This window comes from Janthinobacterium sp. FW305-129, assembly GCF_020858115.1.
Lineage (GTDB): Bacteria > Pseudomonadota > Gammaproteobacteria > Burkholderiales > Burkholderiaceae_D > Janthinobacterium.
Genome location: NZ_JACYMM010000008.1, coordinates 72,287 through 98,905 on the forward strand (window position 1 = coordinate 72,287; position 26,619 = coordinate 98,905).

Sequence of the window (26,619 nt, forward strand, 5' to 3'; positions counted from 1 at the left end):
TATACGGGAAAGCACTTTTCGAGCATGCGTACCTTGCAAATCCACCATTCCTTCTTGTTCCGCCTTGCCGCTGCGATTTGTTTCGCGATCACATTGGCGGGCTGCACAAGCTATCGCTTTATTCCCCCGAACTCCGATGCGGGGCGTCAATGCGTGACGAGCTGCGGGACCAATCAACAAATATGCATTGCCGGCAAGGAGCAAGTTGCTGCGGCCCAGGCACAAGCTTGTGAGATGCGCAACGTCAGTACGGTGTCCATCTGCCTGGCAGTGGCGAAAACAGATGCGGAGCGGGAACTGTGCTCGAAGAAACGCCAATATTGCTCCTCAACCGCCTCTGGAACATGGCAATGCGAGGCAGATTACAGAGCCTGCTATACGCAATGCGGCGGCAGGATCGAGGAAAGCGAATAATCGATCGCAAGGCCGATGCCGTCGAACAAGATGCCGGCACGGCTGGCGCAACGTGCGGCGCGCGGCACGCTTGAGTCATCTAATTACTCGCCCAGCAAGCGCAGCGATTCCAGCCAGTCCGCCTTCCATTCGCGCAGCAACGGTTGCGTGGCAAACGCCTTCTTCAGGTGCGCCATCGGCACGCGGTGCACGTCGTGCAAGCCGAACGCCAACGTCACCGGATGCCACAAATGGCTGTTCTTGCCGCCGCGCGAATTCTTGCGCACACGGGCGCCATCGTCGCCAAAGATGCCCACGCCGCCAGCCATCCCTTTGTCCAGATCGACCTTGCCCACGCCGGCAAAGGCGGTCAGAATCTGTTCGCGCCCCAGGCCCTTCAAGGCGCTGGGCAAGGCCACGGGTGCCTTGTCCGCTTCCGCTTCTTCCGGCTGCGGATGCTGCAACTCCTTGAGCAAACGCAAGAGATCGCGCTCCTGGAAGTGCAAGCCGTCCAGCGGCACGCGCAAGCCCGGCGCCTTGAGTTCGATGGCGATGTTGCCGGAATCGCGCGTCAAACGCAGCCACACGTCGCCGACGCCCGAGGCCAGGTGTTCTTTGTCGCCGATAAACACGACGGGCGCCGCATAGCGCGTCACGCCGTCATGGAACAGCTCGGCCCAGGCCTCGCTGTAGTCGAGCCAGACGTACGGCAAGCCGCCCTGCTCGAGCAGGCGCGCCAGGCTCCATGGCGTGCCCGTCTGTTGCGCCAGCCAGGCACAAGCTTCGGTTGCGGTGGCGCGGTATGGCAGGGATAGGGAGGTCATGGCGGTTCCATCGGTCAAAGTGGAGCGCAGTGTAGCAGACGCTGCCATCCGTTCCTGCTGCGGGCGCAGCGGGCGCGCTGTTTCTGCGCGATGTGCTAGGCTGGAAGCATCAGCCCGCGCCATCGCCTCCCGGCAACCTGGCGCACCATCGCGAGGGGATCACCATGCATTCGAGCACCAACGCCGCCACCACGCCCGCCCCGCCGCCGGAGCGCGATTCGCCCACGCCTGCTGGCGAAAGCCACGCCGAGGAAGCGCTCGATGAAGCGCTGAAAGAAAGCTTTCCGGCCAGCGACCCGATTGCTGTTGCCGTGCCGAAACCTTCACCCAGCACGCCGGCCTGAGTCCCCTGCCTGTCCGGTGGCACAAGGCCGGACACTGAGGTCACGCCAGCAATTTGAACACGCGCACGTCCTGCATCATGTTGTCCGCCTGCTCCTGCATGCTGGCCGCTGCCGCCGCTGCCTGCTCGACCAGGGCGGCATTCTGCTGGGTCACCGCATCCATCTGACTGATGGCCTGATTCACCTGTTTGATGCCATCGTTTTGTTCGTGGCTGGCGACGGCGATTTCGCCCATGATGCCCGCGACCTGCTGGACCGATGAGACGATTTGCTTCATCGTGCCGCCCGCTTCATCGGCCAGATTGCTGCCAAGCTCGACTTTTTCGACCGACTCGGCAATCAGCTGCTTGATCTCTTTGGCGGCACTGGCGGACCGTTGCGCCAGGGCACGCACCTCCGACGCGACGACAGCAAAACCGCGCCCCAGTTCACCGGCGCGCGCCGCTTCGACTGCCGCGTTCAGGGCCAGTATATTGGTCTGAAACGCGATGCCATCGATCACGGAAATGATCTCGACGATACGGTTCGAGCTATCCTTGATGGAGCCCATGGTCGCGACGACACGCTCGACCACCTCCCCGCCCTGCACCGCGACCGCTGAAGCCGACAAAACCAGTTGATTGGCTTGCTGGGCGCTTTCGGCATTCTGCTGCACCGTGCTGGTTAGCTGCTGCATCGCCGACGACGTTTGCTCCAGTGCACCGGCCTGAGCCTCCGTTCTGGCCGAGAGGTCCAGATTGCCAGCAGCAATTTCCTGCGAGGCAGTCGAAATGGTTTCAGTCCCGCCACGCACACGGCTCACCGTATGACGCAGGCTCTCCGTCATGCTTTTCAGAGCACGCATCAATTCGCCCGGCTCGTCGCGATAGTCCGTTGCGATATGGCTGCGCAGGTCACCGGAAGCGACAATGCGGGCAATGTTCACGGCATCCTGCAGTGGCTTGGTAATACTCTTGCTGATGAGCACAGCCACCGCAATCGCCGTGCCCAGCGAGACCAGCAGTATCGCCAGCAGCAAGCTGCTCGCCACCGTGATGCGCGCGCCCGACTCCGCCTCTATCGCCGACGCGCGTTGGGTGGTCATCTCGACCAGTTGCTTGATGGCCTGCAGATGCTGGGTGTAGCTCATCGTCATTGTTTTCATCGCAACGGCGGCGCCAGCCTTGTCCTGCGCCTCGATTGCGGGGATGAACTGTTGCAGTGCCGTCGTATAGAAGGCCTGTGCCGGCGCATGCGCCTTGTTCAGCAACAGCCCGGCGATATCGGCATCCAGTGCCGCGCCCTTCCAGAATGCATGGCGCTCATCGTAATCATGTTTGAGCGTTTTGAATTGGGCGATCAGCTGCGCCTGTTCGGCACGATCCTCGGTCGCCATCAGCTGAAAACTGACCAGATAGGATTCCAGTATGTACTCCGGCGGCGGCAACACGTCCGCAATCAGATCCTTGCTTTGCACAATTTTCTGATAGACAGGGCCGTTCACTTTCCATTCTTGCAGAGTCTTGAACGACCATAGGCCATAGAGAATGAAACCGACTGAAAAGATCACAATCAGCACAGCCAGGCGGTGCGTTAGTTTGAGTCCTCTTAGCATACTCATGATGTTTTCCTTAAATTAACTATGCTTGCCTCTGGTTCAGCGACCGAGGCGGCACTACTCTCGCGCGGATGGCAGACGCTCAGTCGAAGCCGCGAAAAACCTGCCAAATCATCATTATATTTTTATGACAGGCAACTTATTTTACAGCGAATTCTGACAATTTAGTACGAATTTAATTAAAATTCACAAATATGAAAATAAAAAACACAAAAAACATAAATTTATGTAAAGAGCCGTGACATCGGCGTGAAAACAAGTTCTAGCGCTTCCCTCCCCTGCGCGCGGCTGCCGCGAACGGCAGGGCCGGGCGATGGACATGCAGGGAGCAGTGAAGTTCTGGCGCTACGGCGACGCGTTCTGTGTTGGCCGCACAACGAATCCATCCGTGCTTCACAGCATTCTTATTGCTGCAATTGCTTTCCGGAAATGCGAGAAAACCATAGCAAAGCCCCGCCGGGCGGCAATGGCAAAACCATCGCACCGGGCGGGGCCAGTCAAGCCGACGCGCTTTTACTTCGGCGTGTCGCGGTACTGCTCAGGTGTCGTGTCGCCATCGGCGATTTCATACCACATCGCATTGAGCACGGCGAACGTCGCCGCCAGCGGAAGACCCAGTATCCAGGCGAAATACCACATAGTTATATCCTTTCCTTAATTCTTAGTAAGCGTGACCGCTCTCGTCTTCGATTGCTTTTCCATCAACCTTGCCCCACAGCACTTTATATACCCACGTCGTGTAGGCCACGATGAGGGGAATGAAGACGGCCGTGACGACCAGCATGATGAACAGGGTCATGTGGCTGGACGAGGAATCCCACACCGTCAGGCTGGCGCGCGGATCGATCGACGAAGGCAGGATGAACGGGAACATGGCCGCGCCCACGCCGAGGATGATGCCGGCGATGGCAGCCGCGCTGGCCAGCAAGGCGGGCACTTCGCGGCGCGCGCGCTGGAAGGCGAAGGCCAGCAGCGGGCAAAGCAGGCCCAGCGCTGGAGCGATCCAGGTCCACGGGTGGGCGGCAAAGTTGGCGAACCAGGCGCCCACGTGCACTTGCGCCGTCTTCAGCATCGGGTTCGACGGACCGTCGACGACGACGGCGCTGGTGACGCGGTAGCCATCGACCCACAGCCACAGGGCCACGCCGGCTGCCGCATACAGCACGACGGTGGCAAGCGCCGCCACGCTGCCGTAGCGGCGCGCCCGTTCGGCGACAAGACCGTCCGTTTTCAGCTGCAGCCAGGTGGCGCCGTGCATCACCAGCATGGCGACCGAAACGAGGCCGCACAGCAAGGCAAACGGGTTGAGCAGCGCGAAGAACGTGCCGTCATAGAAGATGTGCATGTCTGGCGAGAAACGGAACGGCACGCCCTGCAGCACGTTGCCGATGGCCACGCCGCAGATCAGGGCCGGCACGAAGCCGCCCACGAACAGGGCCGCATCCCAGCGGGCGCGCCAGCGCGGGTCTTCGCGCTTGCTGCGGAACTTGAACGCCACGGGACGCACGATCAGCGCCACGAGGATGACGAACATGGCCAGGTAAAAGCCCGAGAACGACACGGCGTACAGCTGCGGCCAGGCGGCAAAGATGGCGCCGCCGCCCAGGATCAGCCACACCTGGTTGCCTTCCCACACGGGACCGATGCTGTTGATGATGACACGGCGCTCGAGGTCCGTCTTGCCGGCGAAGGGCAGCAAAATACCCGTGCCCAGGTCGAAGCCGTCCGTGATGGCAAAGCCGACCAGCAGCACGCCGATCAGCAGCCACCAGATCAGGCGCAGGGTTTCGTAAGAAATCATTTCATGCAAAATCATGGTCTGGCCCTCCTCAGGCGCGTTGAGTATGAATGGCTGCGGGGGCGGGCGCGGTAGCCGGCGCCGTCTCTTCCGGCCCCTTGCGGATGGCCTTGAGCATGAGCTTCATTTCGATAATCAACAGCACGGTGTAGATGGCGGCAAAGCCGGCAATGGTAATCAGCAAGGTCGTCGCGCCCAGGTTCGAGACGGCCACGGCCGTCGGCAGCACGCCTTCGATGACCCACGGCTGGCGGCCCACTTCGGCCACGATCCAGCCCGCCTCGATGGCCACCCACGGCAGCGGGATGGCGAACACGGCCAGTTTCAGCAGCCAGCGGTGCTTGTCCAGCGTGCGGCGCGTCGACAGGATGAAGAAGGTGCCGGTCAACAAGATAAAGAACATGCCCAGGCCCACCATCACGCGGAAGGACCAGAACAAGGGTCCCACGGGCGGCACGGTGTCGAGCGCGGCCTTGCGGATCTGCTCGGGCGTGGCCTGGCGCGGATCGTCGACATAGCGTTTTAATAACAAGGCGTAGCCCATGGACTGGCCTTTCGACTCGAACATGTCTTTCGCGTCCTGCGGCACGGGGCTGCCCGGCGCCACGCCGCGGATGGTTTGCAGCGCGTCATACGCCTTGATGCCATCCTGGATCAGCAGTTCGCCGCGGTCGACCAATTGCTCGATGCCGGGGATTTCCGTCGTCAGCGAACGCGTGCCGATCAGGCCCATCACCATCGGGATGTGCACGGCATAATGCGTCTCGCGCGCTTTTGCGTCGGGGAAACCGATGGCCGTGAAGGCGGCGGGCGCCGGCTCCGTAGTCCACATGGCTTCGATGGCGGCCAGCTTCATTTTTTGATGTTCGGACGACAGGTAGCCGCTTTCGTCGCCCAGCACCACCACCGACAGGGTGGCGGCCAGGCCGAACGAGGCGGCCACCGTCATCGAGCGCTTGGCCAGCTGCACGTGGCGGCCTTTCAGCAGATACCAGGCAGAAATACCCAGCACGAAGATGGCCGCCGCCGTATAGCCGGCCGACACCGTGTGCACGAATTTCGCCTGCGCAACAGGATTCGTCAGCACGGCGCCGAAATCCGTCACTTCCATGCGCATGGTCTGCGGATTGAAGGCCGCGCCGACGGGATTTTGCATCCAGCCGTTGGCGATCAAAATCCACAGGGCCGAGAAGTTCGAGCCGATGGCCACCAGCCAGGTGGTGACCAGGTGGCCCCGCTTCGACAGCTTGTCCCAGCCGAAGAAGAACAGGCCGACGAAGGTCGCTTCCAGGAAGAAGGCCATCAAGCCCTCGATGGCCAGCGGCGCGCCGAAGATGTCGCCCACATAATGGCTGTAATAGCTCCAGTTCATGCCGAACTGGAATTCCATGACGATGCCCGTCGCCACGCCCATGGCGAAGTTGATGCCGAACAAGACACCCCAGAACTTGGTCATGTCGCGCCAGATGGGACGGTTCGTCATCACATAAACCGTCTCCATGATGGCGAGGATCACTGACAGGCCTATCGTCAGCGGAACGAATATAAAGTGGTACAGAGCTGTCAGCGCGAACTGCAGTCTGGATAAAGCGACAATATCGAAGTCCATATGATTTCCTTGGTGTTTCCCTACTGAATTGCAAACTTGGTATCTATCTGATGTAGTTCGATTGGTTCCGCCGCCCTCAGGCTGGCGTGCGGCACCGCCTGTGTCTCCGGTCTTCTTTATTCCCTAATCGCCGCGCAAGCCCGCCAGCGCCGCCTCGAAGGCTGGCGTGCCACGGCGCGCGTCGCCCACGATGCGGCCGTCGCGCAGGCTCACCAGCCGGTCCGCCAGCGCCGCTTCGCGCCGCAAGTGGGTTGCGATCAGCAAGCTGCGCCCTTCGCAGCGCGCGCGCAGGCGCTGCAGCACGTCGCTTGCCACCTGGGCATTGAGCGCTTCCGTCGCTTCGTCCAGCAGCCACAAGGCCGATGCATGCAGGAACAGCCGCGCCAGCGCCAGGCGCCGCGCCTGGCCGCCCGACAAGCCCAGGCCGCCCTCGCCCAGCAAAGTGTCGAGGCCGCCCGCCATGGCCCGTACCTCGTCGTCCAGGCCGGCCGATTGCAGCGTCGCCCACAGCTGCGCATCGCTGGCGGACGGGTCGGCCAGGCGCAGGTTGTCGCGCAAGCTGTCCTGGAACAATTCCGTCTTCTGCGTGAACAGGCAGGCGCGGCCCGCGTGCACCGTGCCCGACAGGGGCGCCAGCTCGCGCGCGGCGATGGCCAGCAAGGTGGACTTGCCCGCGCCGCTGGGGCCGATCAAGGCCACGCGCTCGCCATCGGCGATGTGCAGCGATATGTCATGCAAAATTGCAACATTGCTGCCCGCATGCGCGGCGCTGACATTGTCCAGGCGCAAGCCCGGTGCGGCGTCGACGGGCGGCGGCGGTACATCGTCGCCATCCAGGCGCGGCGCCAGGCGGCGCATGGCCAGCAGCATGCGCCCCGCTTCCAGCGCGCCGCGGCGCAGTCCCGCGAACGGTTCCACGGCCGTCAGGGCGATCAGCAGGGCCAGCGCCGCCAGCGGCACGTTCAGTGTTTGCTGCTGCACCAGCGCGGCCACGGCCAGCAAGACGCCGGAAAGTAGCGCGCTGCCGGCCACGCCATACGCGGCGCCGGCCGCCGTCTCCAGGCGCTGCAGGGCGACATCGGCTTGCGCCAGCGAGCGGTCGATCTGTCCCAGCGCGGCGCACTGGGCGTCGATGCGGCCCGCCATCACCAGGTCCGTCTGGCCGGCCACCAGGTCGATGGTGCCGGAGCGCAATTTTTCAATGGCGCGCGAGCGCACGATGGCGGGCCGGCGGGCACGCTGCGCCACGACCCAGCTGATGCCGCCGCCGGCGGCCAGCAGCCACGCGGCCAGGCCCAGGCCCAGCTGCCACTGCATCGCGCCCAGCGCCACGCCGGCCAGCAAGGCCGCGCACAGTGCCGTGAAGGCAGGCACCAGCAGGCGCAGATACAGCGCTTCGAGCGCGTCGATATCGGCCGTCAGGCGGAACAGCAGCCTGGCGGGCTGGCGCAGCAAGCGGCTGGCCGCTTCCGGGCGCGACCAGCCGCGGAACAGCCGCACGCGGATGGCCGCCAGCGCGGCGAACGTGGCGTCGTGCGTGACGAGCCGTTCCGCATAGCGCGAGCCAGTGCGGCCGATGGCCAGCAGGCGGATGCCGGCCGACGGGCCGAACACGTCGAACAGGATGGCCGTCGAGGCGTGCAGGCCGGCAATCGAGGTAGCCGTGATGAACCAGCCGGACAAGCCCAATAAGGCCATGCCGGCCACGGCCGTCAGGGCCGCCAGCAAGGCGCCCCCGATCAGCTTGCCGGGCTGGGCCAGCAGCAATTGCCGCAGGACGGGGTGCAGTGCCAGTGAATTCTTCATGCGCTCAGCTCCTGCGCCTGCGCATCGACGTGCACCGTGCGCTGCAAGCGGCCCGCCAGCACGGGGTCGTGCGTGGCGACGAGCATCGTCTTGCCTTTCGCCAATTCCAGCAAGGCGTCCGTGACGCGCGCCGCCGTTTCGCTGTCCAGGTGGGCCGTCGGTTCATCGACCAGCAGCAAATCCGCATGCGGATGCAGGGCCACGCGGGCCAGGGCCAGGCGCACGGCTTCGCCGCCGGACAAGCCCTGGCCGCCATCGCTGAGCATGACGGCCGGCTGCGCCTGGGCCACGCCGGCCAGGTCGGCCAGGTGCAGCGCCTGCGTCACCTGCGCGGGGCTGCCGCTGGCGCCGCTGCGGCCCAGGGTCACGTTCTGGCTGACGGACGCGGCAAACACGTGCGGACGCTGGCCCATCCAGGCCATGCGCTGGCGCAAGGTATTGACGGTACTGTCGGTCTGGCGCACGCCGCCGATGCGGATCTCGCCGCCGCTGGCGGGCAGCAAGCCAGCCAGCAGGGACAGCAAGGTGGTCTTGCCGGCGCCGCTGGCGCCCAGCAGGGCCACGTGCTCACCGGCGCGCACGCTCAAGTCAAAGCGGTCGAACACGGGCGCTTCGCCAGGGTGGGCAAAGCGCAGTTGATGGATGTCAATGGCAGGCGGCGGCGCCACCGCCATGGCCGCGGCGGAGACGGCGGCCGCTTCCACGCCAGCGCCAGGCAGGGCGACGCCCTCGCCCGCCAGGTCGTGCAAGCCGGCCAGGCCCGCTTCGCCGGCCGCCTTGTCATGCCAGACAGCGGCCAGCTCGCGCAGCGGTTCGAAGAACGCGGGCGCCAGCAGCAGGATGAACAGGCCCTGCCCCAGCGTCAGTTCGCGGCCCCAGGTGCCGAAATTGATGCTGCCCAGCAAGGAAAAACCGATGAACGCGGCCACCATGGCGACGCCCAGCGCGGAAAACAGTTCCAGCACGGCGGACGACAAAAAGGCGATGCGCAGCACCACCATCGTGCGCCGGCGCACGGATTGCGACGAGGCATCGAGCCGCTCGGCTGTGGCGTCGACGGCGCCCAGCGCGCGCAAGGTGGCCAGGCCGCGCAGGCGATCCAGCAGGAAGGCGTTCATGCTGCCCATTTCCACCATCTGCGCGCGGCTGGCCGCTTGCGCGCCCATGCCGACCAGGGCCATGAAGACGGGAATCAGGGGCGCGGCGATGAGCAGGATCAAGGCGGCGATCCACGACAGCGGCGTCACGGCGGCCAGGATCACGAGCGGCACGGTGAGCACCTTCCAGCGCGCGGGCTTGTAGCGCACCAGATACGGCACGATGGCTTCGGCTTGCTCGGCGATGACGCTGGCCGCCTGGCCCGACCGGGCACGCTGGCGGTCCAGCGGCGAACGGCGCGCCAGTGCTTGCGCCACTTGCGCGCGCAAGGTGGACAGGTGCCCGCGCGCCGCCGCGTACATGCGCCGCGCGCCCCACGCTTCGCAGCCGGCGCGCAGCACGCCCAGCAGCAGCACGCCGGCCGCCGGCAACAGGGCCGCGCGCCAGGGCGCGCCATCGAGCATGGCTTGCACGGCCCAGGCCAGCAAGGCCGCTTGCGGCAGCCACAGCAAGGCGGCGCCCCCCTGCGCCAGGCTGGCGGCACGGGGAAGAATAAAGCGGGGCAAGGTCAAAGGCGTGGTCGGCATCTTATACTTTTTGAGTTTTCAGAATTTTCTGTAAATTCGATTTTTTGTATAATACTGCGAAACATGACATATATCAATTGACCCCACCAGTATGGCGTGAAAAAATTCGGATAATTATGAAAACTCAAAATATCCAAATGACGCCGCTGATCCTGACCTTCGTCAGCCATTTCGGCGAGATGGGCAGCCGCTGGGGCTTTAACCGCACGGTGGGGCAAGTGTACGCCTTGTTATTTGTCGCGGAGCATCCCTTGCACGCGGATGAAATCGCGGAACACCTGAGTTTCTCGCGCTCGAACGTGAGCATCGGCTTGAAGGAATTGCAGGGCTGGGGCTTGATCCGCCAGTCGCGCATCCCCGGCGACCGGCGCGAATATTTTTCCTCGCTGGGCGACGTCTGGCAGATCTTCCGCGTGGTGGCCGCCGAGCGCCGCCGCCGCGAAGTGGCGCCCACCCTGACGGTGCTGCGCGAATCGTTGCTGGCGCCGGCCACGGAACCCGTGGACCAGTATGCGCAGGAGCGCATGCGCGAGATGTATGAATTGGTCGACCTGGCCAATACCTGGTTCGACGACTTGCAGCGCCTGTCGCCCGAATCGATGGCGCAACTGATGAAAATGGGCGCCAAGGTGCAAAAATTGCTCAACGCCAAGGATCGCCTGTTCGGCAAGAGTCCCGACGACAGCGAAAAGTAAGCCCCGCCCTCACGGGCCGCGGCGCCCCGTTTACACCGCGCATACGCGCTGCGCCCGACTCTTTACACCGCCTTTATGCACCTCTCGCTATGCTGGCTGGCACCACCGCCACCCTTGCGAAGGAGCTTCCATGCATGAATCCCCATTCCATCCCCGCGCGCGCAGCCTGCTGCGCCAGCATTTGCCCGTGCGCGAACGGCTGCGCCTGGCGCGCATGGCGAGCAAGAAAGTGCTATCGCTGTGTTCGGCGCTGCTGTGCGCGGTGCCGCTGCTGTATTTGCTGAGTTTGGTGTTGTTTGCGCAGCCGTAGAACCGGCGAGCAAGACGGGAGGAAGGGAACGATGCGCTGTGGTGCGGCAGCTTGCCGCATGCTCGTGGCCAGTATGAAACTGGTCCGCCCAGAGGGAATCGAACCCCCATTCACGGTTTAGAAGACCGTTGTCCTATCCGTTGAACGATGGGCGGAAAGGTGAAGTATTTTAATCCATGCACGCCAGCAATGAAATGCTTGCGCGGAATAGAAAACGGGCTGTCATTTCTGACAGCCCGCTTATGACTTTGGTCGGAGTACAAGGATTCGAACCTTGGACCCCCTGGTCCCAAACCAGGTGCGCTACCGGGCTGCGCCACACTCCGAAGACAAGATAATAACGCCCCCACTCAATTTCGTCAATTGCCATAGACGAATTAGATGGAAATAACTATCGGCGCCTGCCCTTACACCGCCACTTTATCCGCGATGCGGCGCGCCATCGATTCAGCCTTGTCCTTATCCTTCGCTTCCACCATCACGCGAATCAGCGGCTCCGTGCCCGAAGCGCGGATCAGCACGCGGCCCGTGTCGCCCAGTTCGGCCTCGACCAGTTCCTTCTCGGCCACCATGGCGGCATTTTTCTGCCAGTCGAAACCGGGCGCCACGCGCAGGTTGATCAGGGTTTGCGGGAACAGCACCAGTTCGGCCAGGCATTGCTGCAGGCTCTGGCCGCTGCGCTTGAGCGCGGACAATACTTGCAGCGCAGAAACGATGCCGTCGCCCGTCGTGTGCTTGTCCAGGCACAGCAAATGGCCGGAACCTTCGCCGCCCAGGATCCAGCCCTTTTCCTTCATGACTTCCAGCACGTAGCGGTCGCCCACCTTGGCGCGCGCAAAGCCGATGCCCTGCTGCTTGAACAGCACTTCCAGCGCCATATTCGTCATCAGGGTGCCTACGGCGCCGGCCACGGGGCCCGTCGCCAGGCGGTCCTTGACCATGACGTACAACAACTCGTCACCGTTATACAGGCGGCCCGTGGCATCGCACATGATCAGGCGGTCGGCGTCGCCATCGAGGGCGATGCCCAGGTCGGCGCCATGCTCGACGACGGCTTCGGCCATGGCCTTGGTCGCCGTGGCGCCAAAGCCCGCATTGATGTTGAAGCCATCGGGCTTGTTGCCGATGGCGATGACTTCCGCACCCAGCTCATGGAACACGTGCGGGGCGATATGGTAGGCGGCGCCGTGCGCGCAATCGACAACGATCTTCAGGCCGCGCAAGTCCAGCTCGTTCGGGAAGGTGCCCTTGCAAAATTCGATGTAGCGGCCCTGGGCATCGTCCAGGCGCTTGGCGCGGCCCAGCTTGTCCGATGGCACGCAAGCCATCGGTTCGTCGAGCGCCGCTTCGATTTCCAGTTCCACGCTGTCAGGCAGCTTGGTGCCCTGGCCGGAAAAGAACTTGATGCCATTGTCGTGATACGGATTGTGCGAGGCGGAAATGACCACGCCGGCCGACAGGCGCAGCGCCCGCGTCAGGTAGGCGATCGCCGGCGTCGGCATGGGGCCGGCCAGCATCACGTCCACGCCGGCGGCCGACAAGCCCGCCTCCAGCGCCGCTTCCAGCATGTAGCCGGAAATGCGCGTGTCCTTGCCGATCAGCACAGTCGGGCGCGCCTTGCCGCCTTGCGACTTGGCCAGCACCTTGCCGGCCGCATAGCCGAGGCGCATGACGAAATCGGGGGTGATCGGAGCCGTGCCCACCAGGCCGCGGATGCCATCGGTGCCAAAATATTTACGCGTCATCGTATTTCTCTTTTTGTTGTTTATGATAAATCTTACAGGCTCAGTGTGCCATGCGCCAGACCTTCAATGCATCGACGGTTTCAGCTACATCATGCACACGGATAATTTCTGCACCTTGCGCTACCGCAGCAAGTGCACCGGCAACACTGCCGGCCAGACGCTGCTCGACGGGACGTCCCGTGACGGCGCCGATCATCGACTTACGCGACAGGCCGGCCAGCACGGGCAGGCCCAGCTCGCTGCGCAGCCGGCGCGTGGCGCGCAATAAAGCGTAATTCTGCTCCACCGTCTTGCCGAAGCCAAAGCCGGGATCGATGCACAGGCGCTCGCGGTCGATGCCGGCCGCCGTCATCGTATCGATGCGTTCGCGCAGGAAGTCGATGACTTCGCGCACCACGTCCTCGTATTGCGGCTGGTCCTGCATGGTTTGCGGCACGCTTTGCATGTGCATGATGCACAGCGCGCAATCGCTGTCCCGCACGGCGTCGATGGCGCCCGGCGCGCGGAAACCGTTGATATCGTTGATCATGTCGGCGCCCGCCAGGATGGCTTCGCGCATCACTTCGGGTTTATACGTGTCGACGGACAGGGGCTTGCCGCAGTCGCGCAAGGCGTACAGCACCGGCATGACGCGCTGCAACTCGTCCTGCAGCGGCAGCGGCGGCGCGCCGGGGCGGCTCGATTCGCCGCCGATGTCGATGATGTCGGCGCCGTCAGCAATCATCTGCTCGGCGCGCGACAGGGCAAATTCCAGGTGCTGGTACTGGCCCGCATCGGAAAACGAATCGGGCGTGATGTTCAGGATGCCCATCACCAGCGCCTGCGTGCCGGACAGGTTGAAGCCGAAGCGGCCGAATTGCAAATAGTGTCGCATGTGAATCTTTTTAGTCGTCAGGAAAAAACTGCCGCGGCAACGAAAAAGGGCAAGGATTGCTCCTTACCCTTCTATTACATGTCACCAATCAAGCAGTGGCAGCTATCAGGCTGGCGCCGTCACGTTTGGCGAGATGCCGCCCGTGCCGCTGTCGCCCGCATTGCGGCGTGGCGGAATGACTTTCGGTGGACGCGGCTCCAGGCCGGCCATGATGTCATTGATTTGCTCTGCATCAATGGTTTCCCATTCCAGCAAGGCTTTGGTCATCATTTCCACCTTGTCGCGGTTGCTTTCCAGCAAGGTGCGCGCCAAAGCATATTGCTTGTCGAGAATGTTGCGGATTTCAGCATCGACCTTTTGCTGGGTCGCTTCCGAGATCGTCTTGGTGGCGCCACCGAAGAAACCTTCGTTTTCGCTGTCTTCGTAGACCATCACGCCCATGCTGTCGGACATGCCGAAGCGGGTCACCATGGAACGGGCCAGCTTGGTGGCACGCGAAAAGTCGTTCGACGCACCGGTGGACATTTGTCCAACGAAAATCTCTTCGGCGATACGGCCGCCGAACAGGATGGAAATTTCTTCCAGCATCTTGTCCTTGTAGGCGGACAAGTTGTCGTGTTCCGGCAACTGCCACGTCAGGCCCAGGGCCCAGCCACGCGGCATGATCGTCACTTTATGCACGGGATCAGCCTTCGGCAGCAGCTTGGCGACGACGGCGTGACCGGACTCATGGTAAGCCGTATTGCGACGCTCTTCCTCGCGGATGATCATCGATTTACGCTCGGGACCCATGTAGATCTTGTCTTTCGCATCTTCGAAGTCCGCCATTTCCACCAGGCGCTTGCTGCGGCGGGCCGCGAACAGGGCTGCCTCGTTGACCAGGTTGGCCAGGTCCGCGCCCGAGAAACCGGGGGTGCCGCGGGCCAGGATATCGGCTTTCACGTCAGTACCGATAGGCACTTTGCGCATGTGCACGTTCAAGATCTGCTCGCGGCCGCGGATATCGGGCAAGCCGACGGACACCTGGCGGTCGAAGCGGCCCGGACGCAGCAAGGCTTTGTCGAGCACATCGGCGCGGTTGGTGGCGGCCACGACGATGACGCCGGAGTTCGCTTCAAAACCGTCCATCTCGACCAGCAACTGGTTCAGGGTCTGTTCGCGCTCGTCATTGCCGCCGCCCATGCCGGCGCCGCGGTGACGGCCGACAGCGTCGATCTCATCGATGAAGATGATGCACGGCGAATGCTTTTTCGCGTTTTCGAACATGTCGCGCACGCGGCTGGCGCCGACGCCGACGAACATTTCCACGAAGTCGGAACCGGAAATCGAGAAGAACGGCACCTTGGCTTCGCCGGCGATGGCGCGCGCCAGCAGGGTTTTACCCGTGCCAGGAGGACCGACCATCAGCACGCCGCGGGGAATGCGGCCGCCCAGTTTCTGGAACTTGCTCGGATCCTTGAGGAAGTCGACCACTTCGTTGACTTCTTCTTTCGCTTCGTCGCAACCGGCGACATCGGCGAAGGTGACGGTGTTGCTGGCTTCATCCATCATGCGCGCCTTCGACTTGCCGAACGAGAATGCCCCGCCCTTGCCGCCGCCTTGCATCTGACGCATGAAGAAGACCCAGACGCCGATCAACAGCAGCATGGGGAACCAGGAAACAAAAATAGTTTGCAGGAAAGACGCTTCCTCGGGCGGACGCACATCGAAATGCACGCCATTGTCGCGCAGGTCGCCGATCAGGCCCTTGTCGAGGCTGGTGGCGGTGGTACGCACCTTGGTGTCGTCCATCAGCTTGGCGGTGATCGACGAACCTTCGATCACGACATCCTTGACGCGCTTGGCTTTGACTTCATCCAGCAAATCGGAATAAGCGATGGCCTTGCTGCCGCCTGTGGCGCCATGACTGTCGAATTGCTTGAACAGCATGAACAACAGCAGCAATACGACTACCCAGATGGCAGATTTGGAAAACATGTTATTCACGAAGACTCCTTGGATGCAGTGCGCATCTCTTTACCTATAGCTAGAAACACGATTTTACTCGCAATAAGCGGGCCGTGCCAAAGCCCGCCGATCCGTGCGCGCGAAAAAACCGCGTTCACGCAAAAAAATGCAGTATAAACAATTTAGGCTTTTATGCCATCAGACGCTACTGCACTTCTCGTTCCCATGTGCGGATTCCCGCTTAAATATCAAGGGCGGAATCATCTTCTTCCACGGCATTTTTCAGCGGATTCTTGATTCCACGGCCCATCAGGAAGATTTCCGACGATTTATCGCGGCTGGCCTTGGGTTTTTTCTGCACCACGACCTTGAATTCAGCGCGGAATTTCTCCACGATCTGGCTGAAACCCATGTCTTTAAAGCATTTCACCAGCAATACGCCCGATGGTTTCAAATGCAATTGCGAAAATTCGATGGCCAGGTCGATCAGATGCTCCATGCGCGCGGCGTCCGCCGTGGCGATGCCCGACAGGTTGGGCGCCATGTCCGACAGGACCAGGTCGACCTTGCGTCCCTGCAACACCACTTCCAGCTGGCGCAGCACGCGCGCTTCGCGGAAGTCGCCCTGGATGAAGTGGAAATCGGCAATCGGTTCCATTTCCAGCATGTCCAGGCCAATCAGGGTACCATTGACCCCGCCGCCGTCCTTGCCGGCCAGCTTGCGCCGCGTATACTGGGCCCAGCTGCCAGGAGTGCAGCCCAGGTCGACGATCACCTGGCCAGGTTTGATCAGTTTCTCGTCTTCATCGATTTCTTTCAGCTTGTATGCTGCCCGGGCGCGGTAGCCCTCTTTTTGCGCCAACTTCACATAAGGATCATTTATGTGGTCGTGCAACCAGTTTTTGTTTAATTTCTTCTTTGCCATTCGCGTAGAATACTGCTTTTAAGGGAATTACTAAATATTATTATGCTAAAACTTACACCCGTAGAGCGCAGCGCACTGCGCGCCGAAGCACACGCGCTGAAGCCTATCGTCATCATTGGCGAAGCGGGCTTGACACCTGCTGTCCTCAAAGAGATCGACCTTGGCCTGGATTCGCACGGCCTGATTAAAGTCCGCGTGTTCGGCGACGACCGCGAAGCCCGCGTCGGAATGTACGATACGATTTGCGGCAATCTCGGCGCCGCCCCGGTACAACATATTGGCAAACTGCTGGTAATCTACCGTCCGAAAAAAGAAGTGGTTAAGGAGAAGGTCAGCGCCGGCAAAGGCATGCGCGAAGTGACCATCGTCAAGGCCAGCGCCAGCGGCACCAAGCGCCCCAGCGTGACGAAAGTCATGATCAAGGGCAATGAGCGCGTTACCGAAGGCGGTTCCATCAAGCGTGCCAAGCCACGTCAGAAAAGCGCCAAGAAAAGCGCACTGGGCAGCAAGTAAGCCTGTTCACCCGGCCACCGCAAGGCGGCCGGGCTTGAAACAAGAAGCGGAGCACGGGATATCCCCTGCTCCGCTTTTTTTCATGCGATTACTTTACCTGCATCAAATTACTGCTGTTTCCAGATCAATACGCCCGCCAGCAGGCTCTGCACGGCAAAGATCGCGGTCGACACGCCATGCAGCATGCCGAAGCGGCTGCGCATGGCCTCGTCCATGAGGCCGGAGGAACCCTGCGCTTGCGCCTTGAGTTCGGCCATCAGCGGCGAAATGCCGAAATGGCTGAGCAGCGCGCACACGAGCATGGACAGCACCAGCGCCCCCAGCAGGCGGCGGCGCTTGAGCTCCAGCGCGCCGGGCGCCCATTGCAGCAAGGCCAGCAGTATCAAGGCACAGGCGATGGACAGCCATGCCTCGGCGCGGAACATGCTGCCGGCGATATTGCCCGCCAGCACGCGGTCGCCCAGGGTGCCGAACAGGGTGGGCGCCACGATGAAGCCGATGGTCCACAGGCTGCCGGCCCACAGGGCGGCAACGAGGAAACGCAGGCGCGTCAGCATCAGATGTACAGCACTTCCAGGATTTCGTATTCGCGCGGGCCGGACGGCGCCTGCACTTCCACCACGTCGCCGGCGTACTTGCCGATCAGCGCGCGGGCGATCGGGGACGTCACGGAAACCTTGTTCATTTTCAAGTCGGCTTCATCGAGGCCGACGATCTGGTACGTGACTTTCTGGCCCGATTCCAGGTCTTCCAGGTTCACGGTCGAGGCAAACACCACGCGGCCTTCCGCGTCGAGCGCGGTCGGGTCGATGATCTGCGCTGCGCCCAGCTTGCCTTCGAGTTCGGCGATGCGGCCTTCGACGAAGGCCTGGCGTTCCTTGGCGGCATCGTACTCGGCGTTTTCCGACAAATCTCCGTGCGAACGCGCTTCGGCGATCGCATCGATGACGATGCGGCGTTCCTTGGTCTTCAAATGATGCAGCTCTTCCTTCAGGAGTTCTGCGCCGTATTTGGTCAATGGGACTGAGGTCATGTTATCTCTACTATCTGCTAGTTATCGGCGCCGTTGCCGTGTTTTGTCACGCTGAACGGACTTACCAAGTGAAAACCACAGAGGCCGCGCGCTGCTCTGCACGGAACTCTGTGGTTGATAAGCATGCAGTGTACCGCCTAACGGCGGTCACTGCAAATCACACGCGGACTATGCTTGCTGCAGGGTCTTGTGCAGGCCTTGCAAATCGTAGACGCGCAACTCATCCAGATGGCGGATGCCTTCGACGGCCGCTTCCGCGCCCGCGATGGTCGTGTAGGTCGTCACGCGCGAGGCCAGGGCCGACGTGCGGATGGCCCGCGAATCGACGATGGCGCTGCGCTTTTCTTCCACGGTGTTGATCACCAGCACGATTTCATGGTTCTTGATCATGTCGACGATGTGCGGACGGCCTTCGATCACCTTGTTCACTGGCGTGACGGCGATGCCGGCAGCAGCGATCACGGCGGCGGTGCCTTTGGTGGCAACCACGGTGAAACCGGACTCGACCAGGTCGCGCGCCACTTGCACGGCGCGCGGCTTGTCCGACGCTTTCACGCTGATGAAGACCTTGCCCGATTTTGGCAGGTTTACGCCGGCGCCCAGTTGCGATTTCACAAACGCTTCGCCGAACGTCAGGCCCACGCCCATGACTTCGCCCGTCGATTTCATTTCAGGGCCCAGGATGGTGTCCACGCCCGGGAACTTGACGAACGGGAACACGGCTTCCTTGACGCTGAAATATGGCGGCACGACTTCCTGCGTGATGCCTTGCGACGCCAGCGACTGGCCGACCATGCAGCGCGCGGCAATCTTTGCCAGTTGCAGACCGGTGGCTTTCGAGACGAAAGGCACGGTGCGCGAGGCGCGTGGATTGACTTCCAGCACGAAGACGACGTCTTTCATTTCGCCATCGATCTCTTGTTTCTGGATAGCAAATTGCACGTTCATCAGGCCGACCACGTTCAAACCCTTGGCCATCAGCGCCGTCTGGCGTTTCAGTTCTTCAATGGTTTCCGCTGCCAGCGAGTATGGCGGCAAGGAGCAAGCCGAGTCGCCCGAGTGCACGCCTGCCTGTTCGATGTGTTCCATCACGCCGCCGATGAAGGTCGTTTCGCCGTCCGAGATGCAATCGACGTCGCACTCGATGGCGTCGTTCAGGAAGCGGTCCAGCAGCACGGGCGAATCGTGCGAGACCTTGACGGCTTCGCGCATGTAGCGCTCGAGGTCGCGTTGCTCGTGGACGATTTCCATGGCGCGGCCGCCCAGCACGTACGATGGACGCACGACCAGCGGGTAGCCGATTTCCTGCGCCAGCGCCAGAGCGTCGGCTTCCGTGCGCGCGGTGCGGTTAGGCGGCTGGCGCAGTTCCAGCTTGTGCAGCATTTGCTGGAAACGCTCGCGGTCTTCGGCCGCATCGATCATGTCGGGCGAGGTGCCGATGATCGGCACGCCATTCGCTTCCAGATCCAGCGCCAGTTTTAATGGGGTCTGGCCGCCGTACTGCACGATCACGCCGACCGGTTTTTCGATGGCGACGATTTCCAGCACGTCTTCCAGCGTCAGCGACTCGAAGTACAGGCGGTCCGAGGTATCGTAGTCGGTCGAAACCGTTTCTGGATTGCAATTGACCATGATGGTCTCGTAGCCGTCTTCGCGCATGGCGAGGGCCGCGTGGACGCAGCAATAGTCAAACTCGATACCCTGGCCGATACGGTTCGGGCCACCGCCCAGCACCATGATCTTTTTCTTGTCGGTCGGATTCGATTCGCACTCTTCGTCGTACGTGGAATACATGTACGCCGTGTCGGTCGAGAATTCCGCCGCGCAGGTGTCGACGCGCTTGTAGACGGGACGGATGTTCAGCGCATGGCGCTGCTGGCGCACGGCCGTGTCGGTCGTTTGCAGCAGGAAGCCCAGGCGGCGGTCCGAGAAGCCCTTCTGTTTCAACTTGTACAGAGTGTTCTTGTCCAGGTTTTCCAGCTTCTGCGTGTCCAGCCACAGTTCCAGGTCGACGATTTCCTTGATCTGGATCAGGAACCATGGGTCGATCTTGGTCAGATTGTGCACTTCTTCCAGAGTAAAACCCTGGGCAAACGCATCGCCCACGTACCAGATGCGCTCAGGACCAGGCTCGCCCAGTTCTTCTTCGATCTTTTCGCGGTCCTTGGTCTTCTCGTTCATGCCGTCCACGCCCACTTCCAGGCCGCGCAAGGCTTTCTGGAACGATTCCTGGAAGGTACGGCCGATGGCCATCACTTCGCCGACGGATTTCATCTGCGTCGTCAGGTGGTGGTCGGCGGTCGGGAATTTCTCGAACGTGAAACGGGGAATCTTCGTGACGACGTAATCGATCGATGGCTCGAACGATGCCGGCGTGGCGCCGCCCGTGATTTCATTGCGCAGCTCGTCCAGCGTGAAACCGACGGCCAGCTTGGCGGCGATCTTTGCAATCGGGAAACCCGTCGCTTTCGATGCCAGCGCCGACGAACGCGACACGCGCGGGTTCATCTCGATGACGATCATGCGGCCATCGACGGGGTTGATCGAGAATTGCACGTTCGAGCCACCGGTGTCGACGCCGATCTCGCGCAGCACTGCCAGACTGGCATTGCGCATGATCTGGTATTCCTTGTCCGTCAGGGTTTGCGCTGGCGCAACCGTGATGGAGTCGCCCGTGTGCACGCCCATCGGGTCCAGGTTTTCGATCGAGCAAATGATGATGCAGTTGTCCGCCTTGTCGCGCACCACTTCCATCTCGTACTCTTTCCATCCCAGCAAGGATTCTTCGATCAGCAGCTCTTTCGTCGGCGATGCTTCCAGGCCGCGCTTGCAGATGGTTTCGAATTCTTCTTCGTTGTAGGCGATGCCGCCGCCGGAACCGCCCATGGTGAACGATGGACGGATGATGGTCGGGAAGCCCAGGGTGCGCTGCACGGCCCACGATTCTTCCATCGAGTGCGCCACGCCGGAGCGTGCCGATCCGAGGCCGATCTTGGTCATCGCATCCTTGAACTTGGAGCGGTCTTCGGCCTTGTCGATGGCTTCCGGCGACGCGCCGATCAGCTCGACGTTGTATTTTGCCAGCACGCCATTGTTGAACAGGTCCAGCGCGCAGTTCAGCGCCGTCTGCCCGCCCATCGTCGGCAGGATGGCGTCAGGACGCTCCTTGGCGATGATGCGTTCGACGACCGACCAGGTGATCGGTTCGATATAGGTCACATCGGCCATTTCCGGATCTGTCATGATGGTCGCAGGATTGCTGTTGACCAGGATGACTTTGTAGCCCTCTTCGCGCAGGGCCTTGCACGCTTGCGCGCCGGAATAATCGAATTCGCAGGCCTGGCCGATCACGATCGGGCCAGCGCCAATAATCAGAATACTTTTGATATCTAAACGTTTAGGCATTTTTCTTTTTCTCCTCCGCAGCCATCAAGTTGATGAAGCGGTCAAACAGGTAAGCAACATCCATCGGGCCCGGCGACGCTTCAGGGTGGCCCTGGAAGCAGAAGGCCGGCTTGTCCGTGCGGGCAAAGCCCTGCAGGGAGCCGTCGAACAGCGATTCATGGGTCACGCGGCAATTCGCGGGCAACGTTGCCGCGTCGACTGCGAAACCGTGGTTTTGCGAGGTAATCAAGACCTGTTTCGTTTGCAGGTCTTGCACCGGGTGGTTGGCGCCGTGGTGGCCGAACTTCATCTTCAAGGTTTTCGCGCCGGAAGCGAGCGCCATGATCTGGTGGCCGAGGCAGATGCCGAAGGTCGGGATGCCCTTCTCGATCAGCTCCTTGGTCGCCGCGATGGCGTAGTCGCACGGCTCCGGGTCGCCGGGGCCGTTCGACAGGAAGATGCCGTCCGGATTCAAAGCCAGGGCGTCGGCCGCCGTCGCTTGCGCTGGCAGCACGGTGACTTTGCAGCCGCGCGCCGTCAGCATGCGCAGGATATTGCGCTTGACGCCGTAGTCGAAGGCGACCACGTGGTATTTCGCGTCGGCGTCGGCCAACTGGCCATAGCCTTCGCCCAAGGTCCATTCCGTTTCGCGGTACTCGTAGGCGGCCTTGCTCGATACGACCTTGGCCAGGTCCATGCCGGCCAGGCCGGGGAAGGAGCGTGCCAGTTCCAGCGCTTGCGCGGCGGACGGTTCGTTGCCTTGCGTGCCGACGAGGATGGCGCCGCCCTGTGCACCTTTTTCACGCAGGATGCGCGTGAGCTTGCGTGTATCGATGCCAGCGATGGCGACGATATTTTCAGCTTTCAGGTAATCGGACAGGGAGAGCGTGGAACGGAAACTGGATGCCAGCAATGGCAGATCGCGGATGATGAGGCCGGCGGCGTGAACCTTGGAAGATTCGACGTCTTCCGGATTGACGCCCGTATTGCCGATATGCGGATAGGTCAGGGTGACCATCTGGCGGCAATAGCTTGGGTCGGTAAGGATTTCCTGATACCCGGTCATCGAGGTGTTGAAAACAACCTCGCCCGTGGTATGACCGGCGGCACCGATCGAAAAACCTTTAAAGATCGTTCCATCAGCAAGCGCTAATATGGCTGGAACGGCAGGGCCAGAAAAAAATGGCGGCAAGGGCAACTCCTGATAAAGTTACCGTAGCTGCGCCACGTCAGACCGACCGCCTAGTTACCCGAGCCAGATGCACTCAGGGTGTTTCAACGGTCATTTTGAATGAGGGGATGGGTAGTCGCTACGGTATATGTGTGATTGGCTAAACCTTTGAATTATAACCAAAAGGAAGCTTTTCCACAAGGAAGAAAATTCAGAAAGCCCGGCATTTTTTTGCGCAGCAACATAAATCCTGCGCCCCATGAAAAAAGCCGCCCGGCTTGCGCGGAGCGGCTTGTTCTGCAACTACGGATAGTACTTAGGCCGTCAGGGCCGCAATGCCCGCTTTGGCAATTTGCGCATCTTCCGCCGACTTGACGCCCGAGACGCCGACGGCGCCCACGTAGTGGCCGTCGAACACGATGGGCACGCCGCCTTCGAGCAAGCCGTCGATTTCCGGCGCGCTCAGGAACGACACGCGGCCGCCGTTGATCATCTCTTCATAGATGCGCGATTCGCGGCGGCCCAGCGCGGCCGTCTTGGCTTTCGATGGGGCAATGTGCGACGAGATCGGCGCCACGCCGTCCATGCGCTGCAGCCACAGCAGGTGGCCGCCGTCGTCGACGATGGCGATCGTGACCGCCCAGTTATTCTTGACCGCTTCCGCTTCGGCGGCGGCAGCGATTTTCTTTACGTCGTCCAGGGTCAAAATCGGTTTCGATTGCATGGTGCATCCTTATTATGTTGAATCAAAATTGTATACGAAATGCGCAGCGGCGCCAGCGCCTACTGCTCGCGCTTGGCTTTCAGCTTTTGCTTGAGCTGCGCCATGACGGCAAACGTCGCCTGCTCGCCCGCCAGGATGGCCTGGTTGCGGCTGTTGAAATCGTTGCCCTTCATGGTGCCCAGGCTGGGCTGGATCACCACGTCCGCATCCTTCAGTTCGAACTGGTTGATGCGCTGGCCCATGATGGCGAAGGTTTGCATGATGACTTCCATCGAGCTGATGGCCTTCTGGGTATCCGTTTGCGACGAGATATTCACGGCGATGATGAAGTCGGCACCCATGTCGCGCGCAAAACGCACGGGCACGGGAGCGACGAGGCCGCCATCGACATAGGTGTGGCCGGCAATGGTCACGGGCTGAAACACGCCGGGCACGGCCGACGAGGCGCGCACGGCCATGCCGGTGTTGCCACGCTGGAACAGGATCGGCTGGCCATTCTTCAAATCGGTCGCCACCACGCCAAATGGAATCTTCAGCTTTTCCAGCGGCACGCCGCCGACCGCCTTGTTGACATAGCTTTGCAGCGCCTCGCCTTTCAGTACGCCGGACGACTTGCCGAACAGGGGCAAGGCCCAGTCCGAAATGGCCGCTTCGTCCATATCGAAGGCCATCTTTTGCAGGGCGAAGCCGGAATTGCCCGCCGCATACATGGCGCCCACCACGCTGCCGGCGCTGGTGCCCGTAACGATGTCGGCGTTGATGCCCTGCGATTCGAGCGCCTTGATCACGCCGATGTGCGCAAAACCGCGCGCCGCGCCGCCACCGAGCGCCAGGCCGATCTTGATCTTGCGCGGCGTGACGACGATGGGTTCGGGGGGCGTCAATACTTGGACGGGTTTCGGGGCGGTGGTATCGCAGCCGGCCAGCGCAAAGGCGGCCAGGGCAAGCAGAGTCAGGCGTTTAGGGAACATAGTGGCAGAAGAGAACCGCGCGCGGCAGTGGCAACAAAGGAGAGCCGATTGTAGCGCAAGCGGGGCCGGCCGCACTGAAGGCGGTCTTAAATGTTTATAAATGACAAGATTGCGAATCGTGCGCGCCACGCCGGCTGCTAGACTGGCGGCTGGTTTCCCACCTCCCCACCTGCCGGCTTATGAAAACAGACCTGTTCCGCTTCATCGCGCACCCATGCTTGCTCGTTGCCACCCTGCTCGGTGCAGCCTGCGCCAACGCCACCCCCGCTGCGGCGCAGCGCCCAGATAGCATCGCGGAAAGGATGGCGGGCTTTACCTGCACGGGTAACATACAGATTCCCCCTGATCAGGAGGAGCACACGATTGAGCTCAGCTTCGACGTCCCCGACCGGCACGGCGCGCAAGGCACCCACATCATTGACGGGCGCGGCAAAGCGAGTAATTTCTACGATTGCCGGCAAAGCGGCGACAGCTTGTCTTGCACGTATGACGCGGGACCAAGCAGCGGCCCGCTGACCATGCGCTTTACCGGCAACTTGACGCAAGTAAAGGGCGAATTCAATTCCCCGTTTGAAAACAGCATCGCCTTGCAATTTTCCGCACGCTGCAAAAAATCGGAGCAATAGCAGCGTCCGCTCTATTGCCCCCCTGCCCCTGGGATAGCGTGTTCGCATACCGAAGCGCCCCACCTCTTCTCACTCGCCGAATCGCTCAACATGTCCGACGAATATCAATTTTCCGACAGCCGCGCCCTGAACGCCCCATTTACGCAACAGTTATCGAGGCAGCCGCCCGACGGCGCCCTCGCCTGGCTGAGCGCCATCCTCGCCACGCAAGCGCCCATGCTGCGCTCGTCGAATGCCATCTTGCTGGCCTACACGGGCAATCCAGCCGCCCTGACTTGGATCGACGCCAATGTCGGCTCGCCCGTGGCAGGACAATGGGGCGTGGCGGCGGCCCTGCTGGACACGCCCTGGCCGCAAATCGTTGATTGGCTGCAACGGGGCGGCGCACACCGGCTGATGGCGCTCGATACCCTGCTCGCGTACCGCAAGCCAGCCGTCAACATGTCGCCGCTGGAACAGATCGCCGCCCCCGTGCTGCCGCAGGCGCCCGCGCGCGCCGAACTCGACGCGGCGCTGGCCGCCTGTCTGGCGGCATCTCCCACGCCGCGCATCCAGGCGGCCATCGACTCGATCAACAAGCACGTGGACGAGATCCTGCGCGGCGGCCCCCGCGGCGTGGCCGTGGCCGACTTGCCGCGCCTGTATCTGGACCCGGCACCATTCAAGGATGCGCCCTCCATCCTGGAGCAGCACGAGTCTGTGGTGGGCGGCATGCGGCAAAATCTGCAGAACCTGCTCAAAGGCATATTGTGAATCGACCTGCCCTGGTGACGATCGACTTGAGCGAGATCAACACCACGCGCCAGCTGCACGCGGCGCTGGCGGCCGCGCTGGATTTCCCTTCCTTCTACGGCATGAACTGGGATGCCTTCTGGGATGCCATCACGGGCCTGGTGGACATGCCGCAACAGCTGGAGCTGCGCGGCTGGCCAGCCTTCGCCGCACGCCTGCCCCACGATGCGGCCACTTTGCAGCGCATCCTGGCGCGCATGGCGCAGGACATGCCGGCCCAGGCGGCGCAGGTGCGCCATGCCTGAGCTTTCGCCGTCTATTACTTCGAATATCCCTGCTCATTGAACTGCCCCGCATCCAGCGTGGCCCAGGCATGGCGGATGCCCCACCACATCAGATAGGCATTGCCGCCGCCGCGCGCGCGGAACCACGGTTTCACGGGGTCGATCGGCCGCACCTTGGCCGGCGGCAAGATCAATACCCCGGTCGTCTGGCCGGCATCGCTGGTGCCCGCCACCAGCACGTTCTGGCCAAAGTGATTCGCCTGTGCAATGCCCAGCGCCACATTCGTCAAGGCCGTGGCAGCGCCCATTTCGCCCAGCAAGGCCGGCGTATTGAAGGTCTGCTGGAGGAAATCGAAGGCCGGCACCTCGGTCGTCAAGGTTTGCGCCAGGTGGCCGATGCGGTCCGACGAGGCCGGATGCGTGTTGTGCGCGTCGTGGATCACATAGCCGATATCCACCTCGCTCTTGCGCCCGTTGCCTGCCGCCTGCGCCAGGGTCGCCTGCCATGCCTGCACCGTGGGCGGCGGCAAGCCCTTCTGCGCCGTAAAGGCGCCGACCTGCTGCGTGGCCGGATAGCCTATCCACGCCAGCGCATCGCGCTCCGTCTTGTAATGGGGGCCGGCCAGCAC

Annotated in this window: 25 protein-coding genes, 2 tRNA genes and 1 pseudogene; 8 read left to right on the forward strand and 20 right to left on the reverse strand. The window is 62.0% G+C overall.

Annotation, left to right across the window (positions count from 1 at the left end; all coding sequences use genetic code 11):
* Positions 1-24 precede the first annotated feature (24 nt).
* The gene (locus IGS61_RS17215; RefSeq protein WP_230540798.1) at positions 25-414 is read left to right on the forward strand and encodes a hypothetical protein; all 390 of its coding nucleotides are present in this window, start codon (positions 25-27) and stop codon (positions 412-414) included.
* Between the two features lie 83 nt (positions 415-497).
* Here IGS61_RS17215 and IGS61_RS17220 read toward each other — a convergent pair whose 3' ends face one another.
* Positions 498-1,217, reverse strand: a complete 720-nt coding sequence (locus tag IGS61_RS17220; protein WP_230540799.1) for a hypothetical protein — start codon at positions 1,215-1,217, stop codon at positions 498-500.
* A gap of 164 nt (positions 1,218-1,381) precedes the next feature.
* Between IGS61_RS17220 and IGS61_RS17225 the strand changes: the two genes are divergently transcribed.
* Positions 1,382-1,561, forward strand: a complete 180-nt coding sequence (locus IGS61_RS17225) for a hypothetical protein (protein ID WP_230540800.1) — start codon at positions 1,382-1,384, stop codon at positions 1,559-1,561.
* Between the two features lie 40 nt (positions 1,562-1,601).
* On the opposite strand, the gene IGS61_RS27975 is transcribed toward IGS61_RS17225, so the two are convergent.
* From IGS61_RS27975 to cydD, 6 genes are all read right to left on the reverse strand, one after another.
* The gene (locus IGS61_RS27975) at positions 1,602-3,161 is read right to left on the reverse strand and encodes a methyl-accepting chemotaxis protein (protein ID WP_329958069.1); all 1,560 of its coding nucleotides are present in this window, start codon (positions 3,159-3,161) and stop codon (positions 1,602-1,604) included.
* Positions 3,162-3,671: 510 nt separating this feature from the next.
* Complete coding sequence (cydX, locus tag IGS61_RS17235; protein ID WP_070258990.1) at positions 3,672-3,797, reverse strand: cytochrome bd-I oxidase subunit CydX; 126 nt, start codon at positions 3,795-3,797, stop codon at positions 3,672-3,674.
* A gap of 22 nt (positions 3,798-3,819) precedes the next feature.
* Positions 3,820-4,974: a cytochrome d ubiquinol oxidase subunit II gene (gene cydB, locus IGS61_RS17240; RefSeq protein ID WP_230540801.1), complete on the reverse strand. Its 1,155-nt coding sequence runs from the start codon at positions 4,972-4,974 to the stop codon at positions 3,820-3,822.
* 13 nt (positions 4,975-4,987) lie between these two features.
* Positions 4,988-6,565 (reverse strand): cytochrome ubiquinol oxidase subunit I, encoded by a 1,578-nt coding sequence (locus IGS61_RS17245; RefSeq protein ID WP_230540802.1) that lies wholly within the window; start codon positions 6,563-6,565, stop codon positions 4,988-4,990.
* A 123-nt stretch (positions 6,566-6,688) separates the two neighbouring features.
* Positions 6,689-8,371, reverse strand: a complete 1,683-nt coding sequence (locus IGS61_RS17250) for an amino acid ABC transporter ATP-binding/permease protein (RefSeq protein WP_230540803.1) — start codon at positions 8,369-8,371, stop codon at positions 6,689-6,691.
* Positions 8,368-10,056: a thiol reductant ABC exporter subunit CydD gene (gene cydD, locus IGS61_RS17255; RefSeq protein ID WP_230540804.1), complete on the reverse strand. Its 1,689-nt coding sequence runs from the start codon at positions 10,054-10,056 to the stop codon at positions 8,368-8,370. Before cydD ends, IGS61_RS17250 begins: the two co-directional genes overlap by 4 nt.
* Positions 10,057-10,193: 137 nt before the next feature.
* On the opposite strand from cydD, the gene IGS61_RS17260 reads away from it, so the two are divergent.
* Both IGS61_RS17260 and IGS61_RS17265 read left to right on the forward strand, forming a co-directional pair.
* On the forward strand, positions 10,194-10,751 hold the full coding sequence (locus IGS61_RS17260) for a GbsR/MarR family transcriptional regulator (protein WP_230540805.1): 558 nt from the start codon (positions 10,194-10,196) through the stop codon (positions 10,749-10,751).
* A 130-nt stretch (positions 10,752-10,881) separates the two neighbouring features.
* The gene (locus IGS61_RS17265) at positions 10,882-11,061 is read left to right on the forward strand and encodes a hypothetical protein (protein WP_230540806.1); all 180 of its coding nucleotides are present in this window, start codon (positions 10,882-10,884) and stop codon (positions 11,059-11,061) included.
* Between the two features lie 80 nt (positions 11,062-11,141).
* Here IGS61_RS17265 and IGS61_RS17270 read toward each other — a convergent pair.
* The 6 genes from IGS61_RS17270 to IGS61_RS17295 form a co-directional block, all read right to left on the reverse strand.
* Positions 11,142-11,216, reverse strand: a tRNA-Arg gene (locus IGS61_RS17270).
* A 94-nt stretch (positions 11,217-11,310) separates the two neighbouring features.
* Positions 11,311-11,387: transfer RNA gene (locus IGS61_RS17275), tRNA-Pro, on the reverse strand.
* Between the two features lie 81 nt (positions 11,388-11,468).
* Positions 11,469-12,806, reverse strand: a complete 1,338-nt coding sequence (gene glmM, locus IGS61_RS17280; RefSeq protein WP_230540807.1) for a phosphoglucosamine mutase — start codon at positions 12,804-12,806, stop codon at positions 11,469-11,471.
* Between the two features lie 40 nt (positions 12,807-12,846).
* Positions 12,847-13,680, reverse strand: a complete 834-nt coding sequence (gene folP / locus IGS61_RS17285; RefSeq protein WP_230540808.1) for a dihydropteroate synthase — start codon at positions 13,678-13,680, stop codon at positions 12,847-12,849.
* A 105-nt stretch (positions 13,681-13,785) separates the two neighbouring features.
* Positions 13,786-15,666, reverse strand: a complete 1,881-nt coding sequence (gene ftsH, locus IGS61_RS17290; protein WP_077402824.1) for an ATP-dependent zinc metalloprotease FtsH — start codon at positions 15,664-15,666, stop codon at positions 13,786-13,788.
* 202 nt (positions 15,667-15,868) lie between these two features.
* On the reverse strand, positions 15,869-16,552 hold the full coding sequence (locus IGS61_RS17295; protein WP_034757436.1) for an RlmE family RNA methyltransferase: 684 nt from the start codon (positions 16,550-16,552) through the stop codon (positions 15,869-15,871).
* A 42-nt stretch (positions 16,553-16,594) separates the two neighbouring features.
* Here IGS61_RS17295 and IGS61_RS17300 point away from each other — a divergent pair, with 42 nt between their 5' ends.
* Positions 16,595-17,065 carry a YhbY family RNA-binding protein gene (locus IGS61_RS17300; RefSeq protein WP_010397237.1) on the forward strand — a complete coding sequence of 157 codons (471 nt, stop codon included), beginning with the start codon at positions 16,595-16,597 and terminating at the stop codon, positions 17,063-17,065.
* A gap of 107 nt (positions 17,066-17,172) precedes the next feature.
* Here the strand turns inward: IGS61_RS17300 and IGS61_RS17305 are convergent, their stop codons facing one another.
* The 6 genes from IGS61_RS17305 to IGS61_RS17330 form a co-directional block, all read right to left on the reverse strand.
* Positions 17,173-17,622, reverse strand: coding sequence for a DUF4149 domain-containing protein (locus tag IGS61_RS17305; RefSeq protein ID WP_230540809.1), 450 nt, complete (start codon positions 17,620-17,622; stop codon positions 17,173-17,175).
* A complete protein-coding gene (greA, locus tag IGS61_RS17310) occupies positions 17,622-18,098 on the reverse strand; it encodes a transcription elongation factor GreA (RefSeq protein ID WP_034757428.1) in 477 nt (158 codons plus the stop codon). The genes IGS61_RS17305 and greA overlap by 1 nt, the downstream gene beginning before the upstream one ends.
* Before the next feature lie 168 nt (positions 18,099-18,266).
* Positions 18,267-21,503, reverse strand: coding sequence for a carbamoyl-phosphate synthase large subunit (gene carB, locus IGS61_RS17315; protein WP_230540810.1), 3,237 nt, complete (start codon positions 21,501-21,503; stop codon positions 18,267-18,269).
* Complete coding sequence (carA, locus tag IGS61_RS17320; RefSeq protein ID WP_230540811.1) at positions 21,496-22,674, reverse strand: glutamine-hydrolyzing carbamoyl-phosphate synthase small subunit; 1,179 nt, start codon at positions 22,672-22,674, stop codon at positions 21,496-21,498. The genes carB and carA overlap by 8 nt, the downstream gene beginning before the upstream one ends.
* Positions 22,675-22,969: 295 nt before the next feature.
* Complete coding sequence (locus IGS61_RS17325; protein ID WP_034786036.1) at positions 22,970-23,377, reverse strand: GlcG/HbpS family heme-binding protein; 408 nt, start codon at positions 23,375-23,377, stop codon at positions 22,970-22,972.
* 59 nt (positions 23,378-23,436) lie between these two features.
* Positions 23,437-24,348: a patatin-like phospholipase family protein gene (locus IGS61_RS17330; RefSeq protein ID WP_230540812.1), complete on the reverse strand. Its 912-nt coding sequence runs from the start codon at positions 24,346-24,348 to the stop codon at positions 23,437-23,439.
* 179 nt (positions 24,349-24,527) lie between these two features.
* On the opposite strand from IGS61_RS17330, the gene IGS61_RS17335 reads away from it, so the two are divergent.
* From IGS61_RS17335 to IGS61_RS17345, 3 genes are all read left to right on the forward strand, one after another.
* Complete coding sequence (locus IGS61_RS17335; protein WP_230540813.1) at positions 24,528-24,974, forward strand: hypothetical protein; 447 nt, start codon at positions 24,528-24,530, stop codon at positions 24,972-24,974.
* Positions 24,975-25,064: 90 nt separating this feature from the next.
* A complete protein-coding gene (locus IGS61_RS17340) occupies positions 25,065-25,727 on the forward strand; it encodes a hypothetical protein (RefSeq protein WP_230540814.1) in 663 nt (220 codons plus the stop codon).
* Positions 25,724-26,011 (forward strand): barstar family protein, encoded by a 288-nt coding sequence (locus IGS61_RS17345; RefSeq protein ID WP_230540815.1) that lies wholly within the window; start codon positions 25,724-25,726, stop codon positions 26,009-26,011. The genes IGS61_RS17340 and IGS61_RS17345 overlap by 4 nt, the downstream gene beginning before the upstream one ends.
* 14 nt (positions 26,012-26,025) lie before the next feature.
* Here IGS61_RS17345 and IGS61_RS17350 read toward each other — a convergent pair.
* Positions 26,026-26,619 (reverse strand): annotated as a pseudogene (locus IGS61_RS17350) (hypothetical protein); the annotation flags it as partial.

Coding starts and splice junctions, on each gene's coding strand:
- IGS61_RS17215 (WP_230540798.1), top strand. CDS start 25: ATGCGTACCTTGCAAATCCACCATTCCTTCTTGTTCCGCCTTGCCGCT.
- IGS61_RS17220 (WP_230540799.1), bottom strand. CDS start 1,217: ATGACCTCCCTATCCCTGCCATACCGCGCCACCGCAACCGAAGCTTGT.
- IGS61_RS17225 (WP_230540800.1), top strand. CDS start 1,382: ATGCATTCGAGCACCAACGCCGCCACCACGCCCGCCCCGCCGCCGGAG.
- IGS61_RS27975 (WP_329958069.1), bottom strand. CDS start 3,161: ATGAGTATGCTAAGAGGACTCAAACTAACGCACCGCCTGGCTGTGCTG.
- cydX (WP_070258990.1), bottom strand. CDS start 3,797: ATGTGGTATTTCGCCTGGATACTGGGTCTTCCGCTGGCGGCGACGTTC.
- cydB (WP_230540801.1), bottom strand. CDS start 4,974: ATGATTTTGCATGAAATGATTTCTTACGAAACCCTGCGCCTGATCTGG.
- IGS61_RS17245 (WP_230540802.1), bottom strand. CDS start 6,565: ATGGACTTCGATATTGTCGCTTTATCCAGACTGCAGTTCGCGCTGACA.
- IGS61_RS17250 (WP_230540803.1), bottom strand. CDS start 8,371: ATGAAGAATTCACTGGCACTGCACCCCGTCCTGCGGCAATTGCTGCTG.
- cydD (WP_230540804.1), bottom strand. CDS start 10,056: ATGCCGACCACGCCTTTGACCTTGCCCCGCTTTATTCTTCCCCGTGCC.
- IGS61_RS17260 (WP_230540805.1), top strand. CDS start 10,194: ATGACGCCGCTGATCCTGACCTTCGTCAGCCATTTCGGCGAGATGGGC.
- IGS61_RS17265 (WP_230540806.1), top strand. CDS start 10,882: ATGCATGAATCCCCATTCCATCCCCGCGCGCGCAGCCTGCTGCGCCAG.
- glmM (WP_230540807.1), bottom strand. CDS start 12,806: ATGACGCGTAAATATTTTGGCACCGATGGCATCCGCGGCCTGGTGGGC.
- folP (WP_230540808.1), bottom strand. CDS start 13,680: ATGCGACACTATTTGCAATTCGGCCGCTTCGGCTTCAACCTGTCCGGC.
- IGS61_RS17295 (WP_034757436.1), bottom strand. CDS start 16,552: ATGGCAAAGAAGAAATTAAACAAAAACTGGTTGCACGACCACATAAAT.
- IGS61_RS17300 (WP_010397237.1), top strand. CDS start 16,595: ATGCTAAAACTTACACCCGTAGAGCGCAGCGCACTGCGCGCCGAAGCA.
- IGS61_RS17305 (WP_230540809.1), bottom strand. CDS start 17,622: ATGCTGACGCGCCTGCGTTTCCTCGTTGCCGCCCTGTGGGCCGGCAGC.
- greA (WP_034757428.1), bottom strand. CDS start 18,098: ATGACCTCAGTCCCATTGACCAAATACGGCGCAGAACTCCTGAAGGAA.
- carB (WP_230540810.1), bottom strand. CDS start 21,503: ATGCCTAAACGTTTAGATATCAAAAGTATTCTGATTATTGGCGCTGGC.
- IGS61_RS17325 (WP_034786036.1), bottom strand. CDS start 23,377: ATGCAATCGAAACCGATTTTGACCCTGGACGACGTAAAGAAAATCGCT.
- IGS61_RS17330 (WP_230540812.1), bottom strand. CDS start 24,348: ATGTTCCCTAAACGCCTGACTCTGCTTGCCCTGGCCGCCTTTGCGCTG.
- IGS61_RS17335 (WP_230540813.1), top strand. CDS start 24,528: ATGAAAACAGACCTGTTCCGCTTCATCGCGCACCCATGCTTGCTCGTT.
- IGS61_RS17340 (WP_230540814.1), top strand. CDS start 25,065: ATGTCCGACGAATATCAATTTTCCGACAGCCGCGCCCTGAACGCCCCA.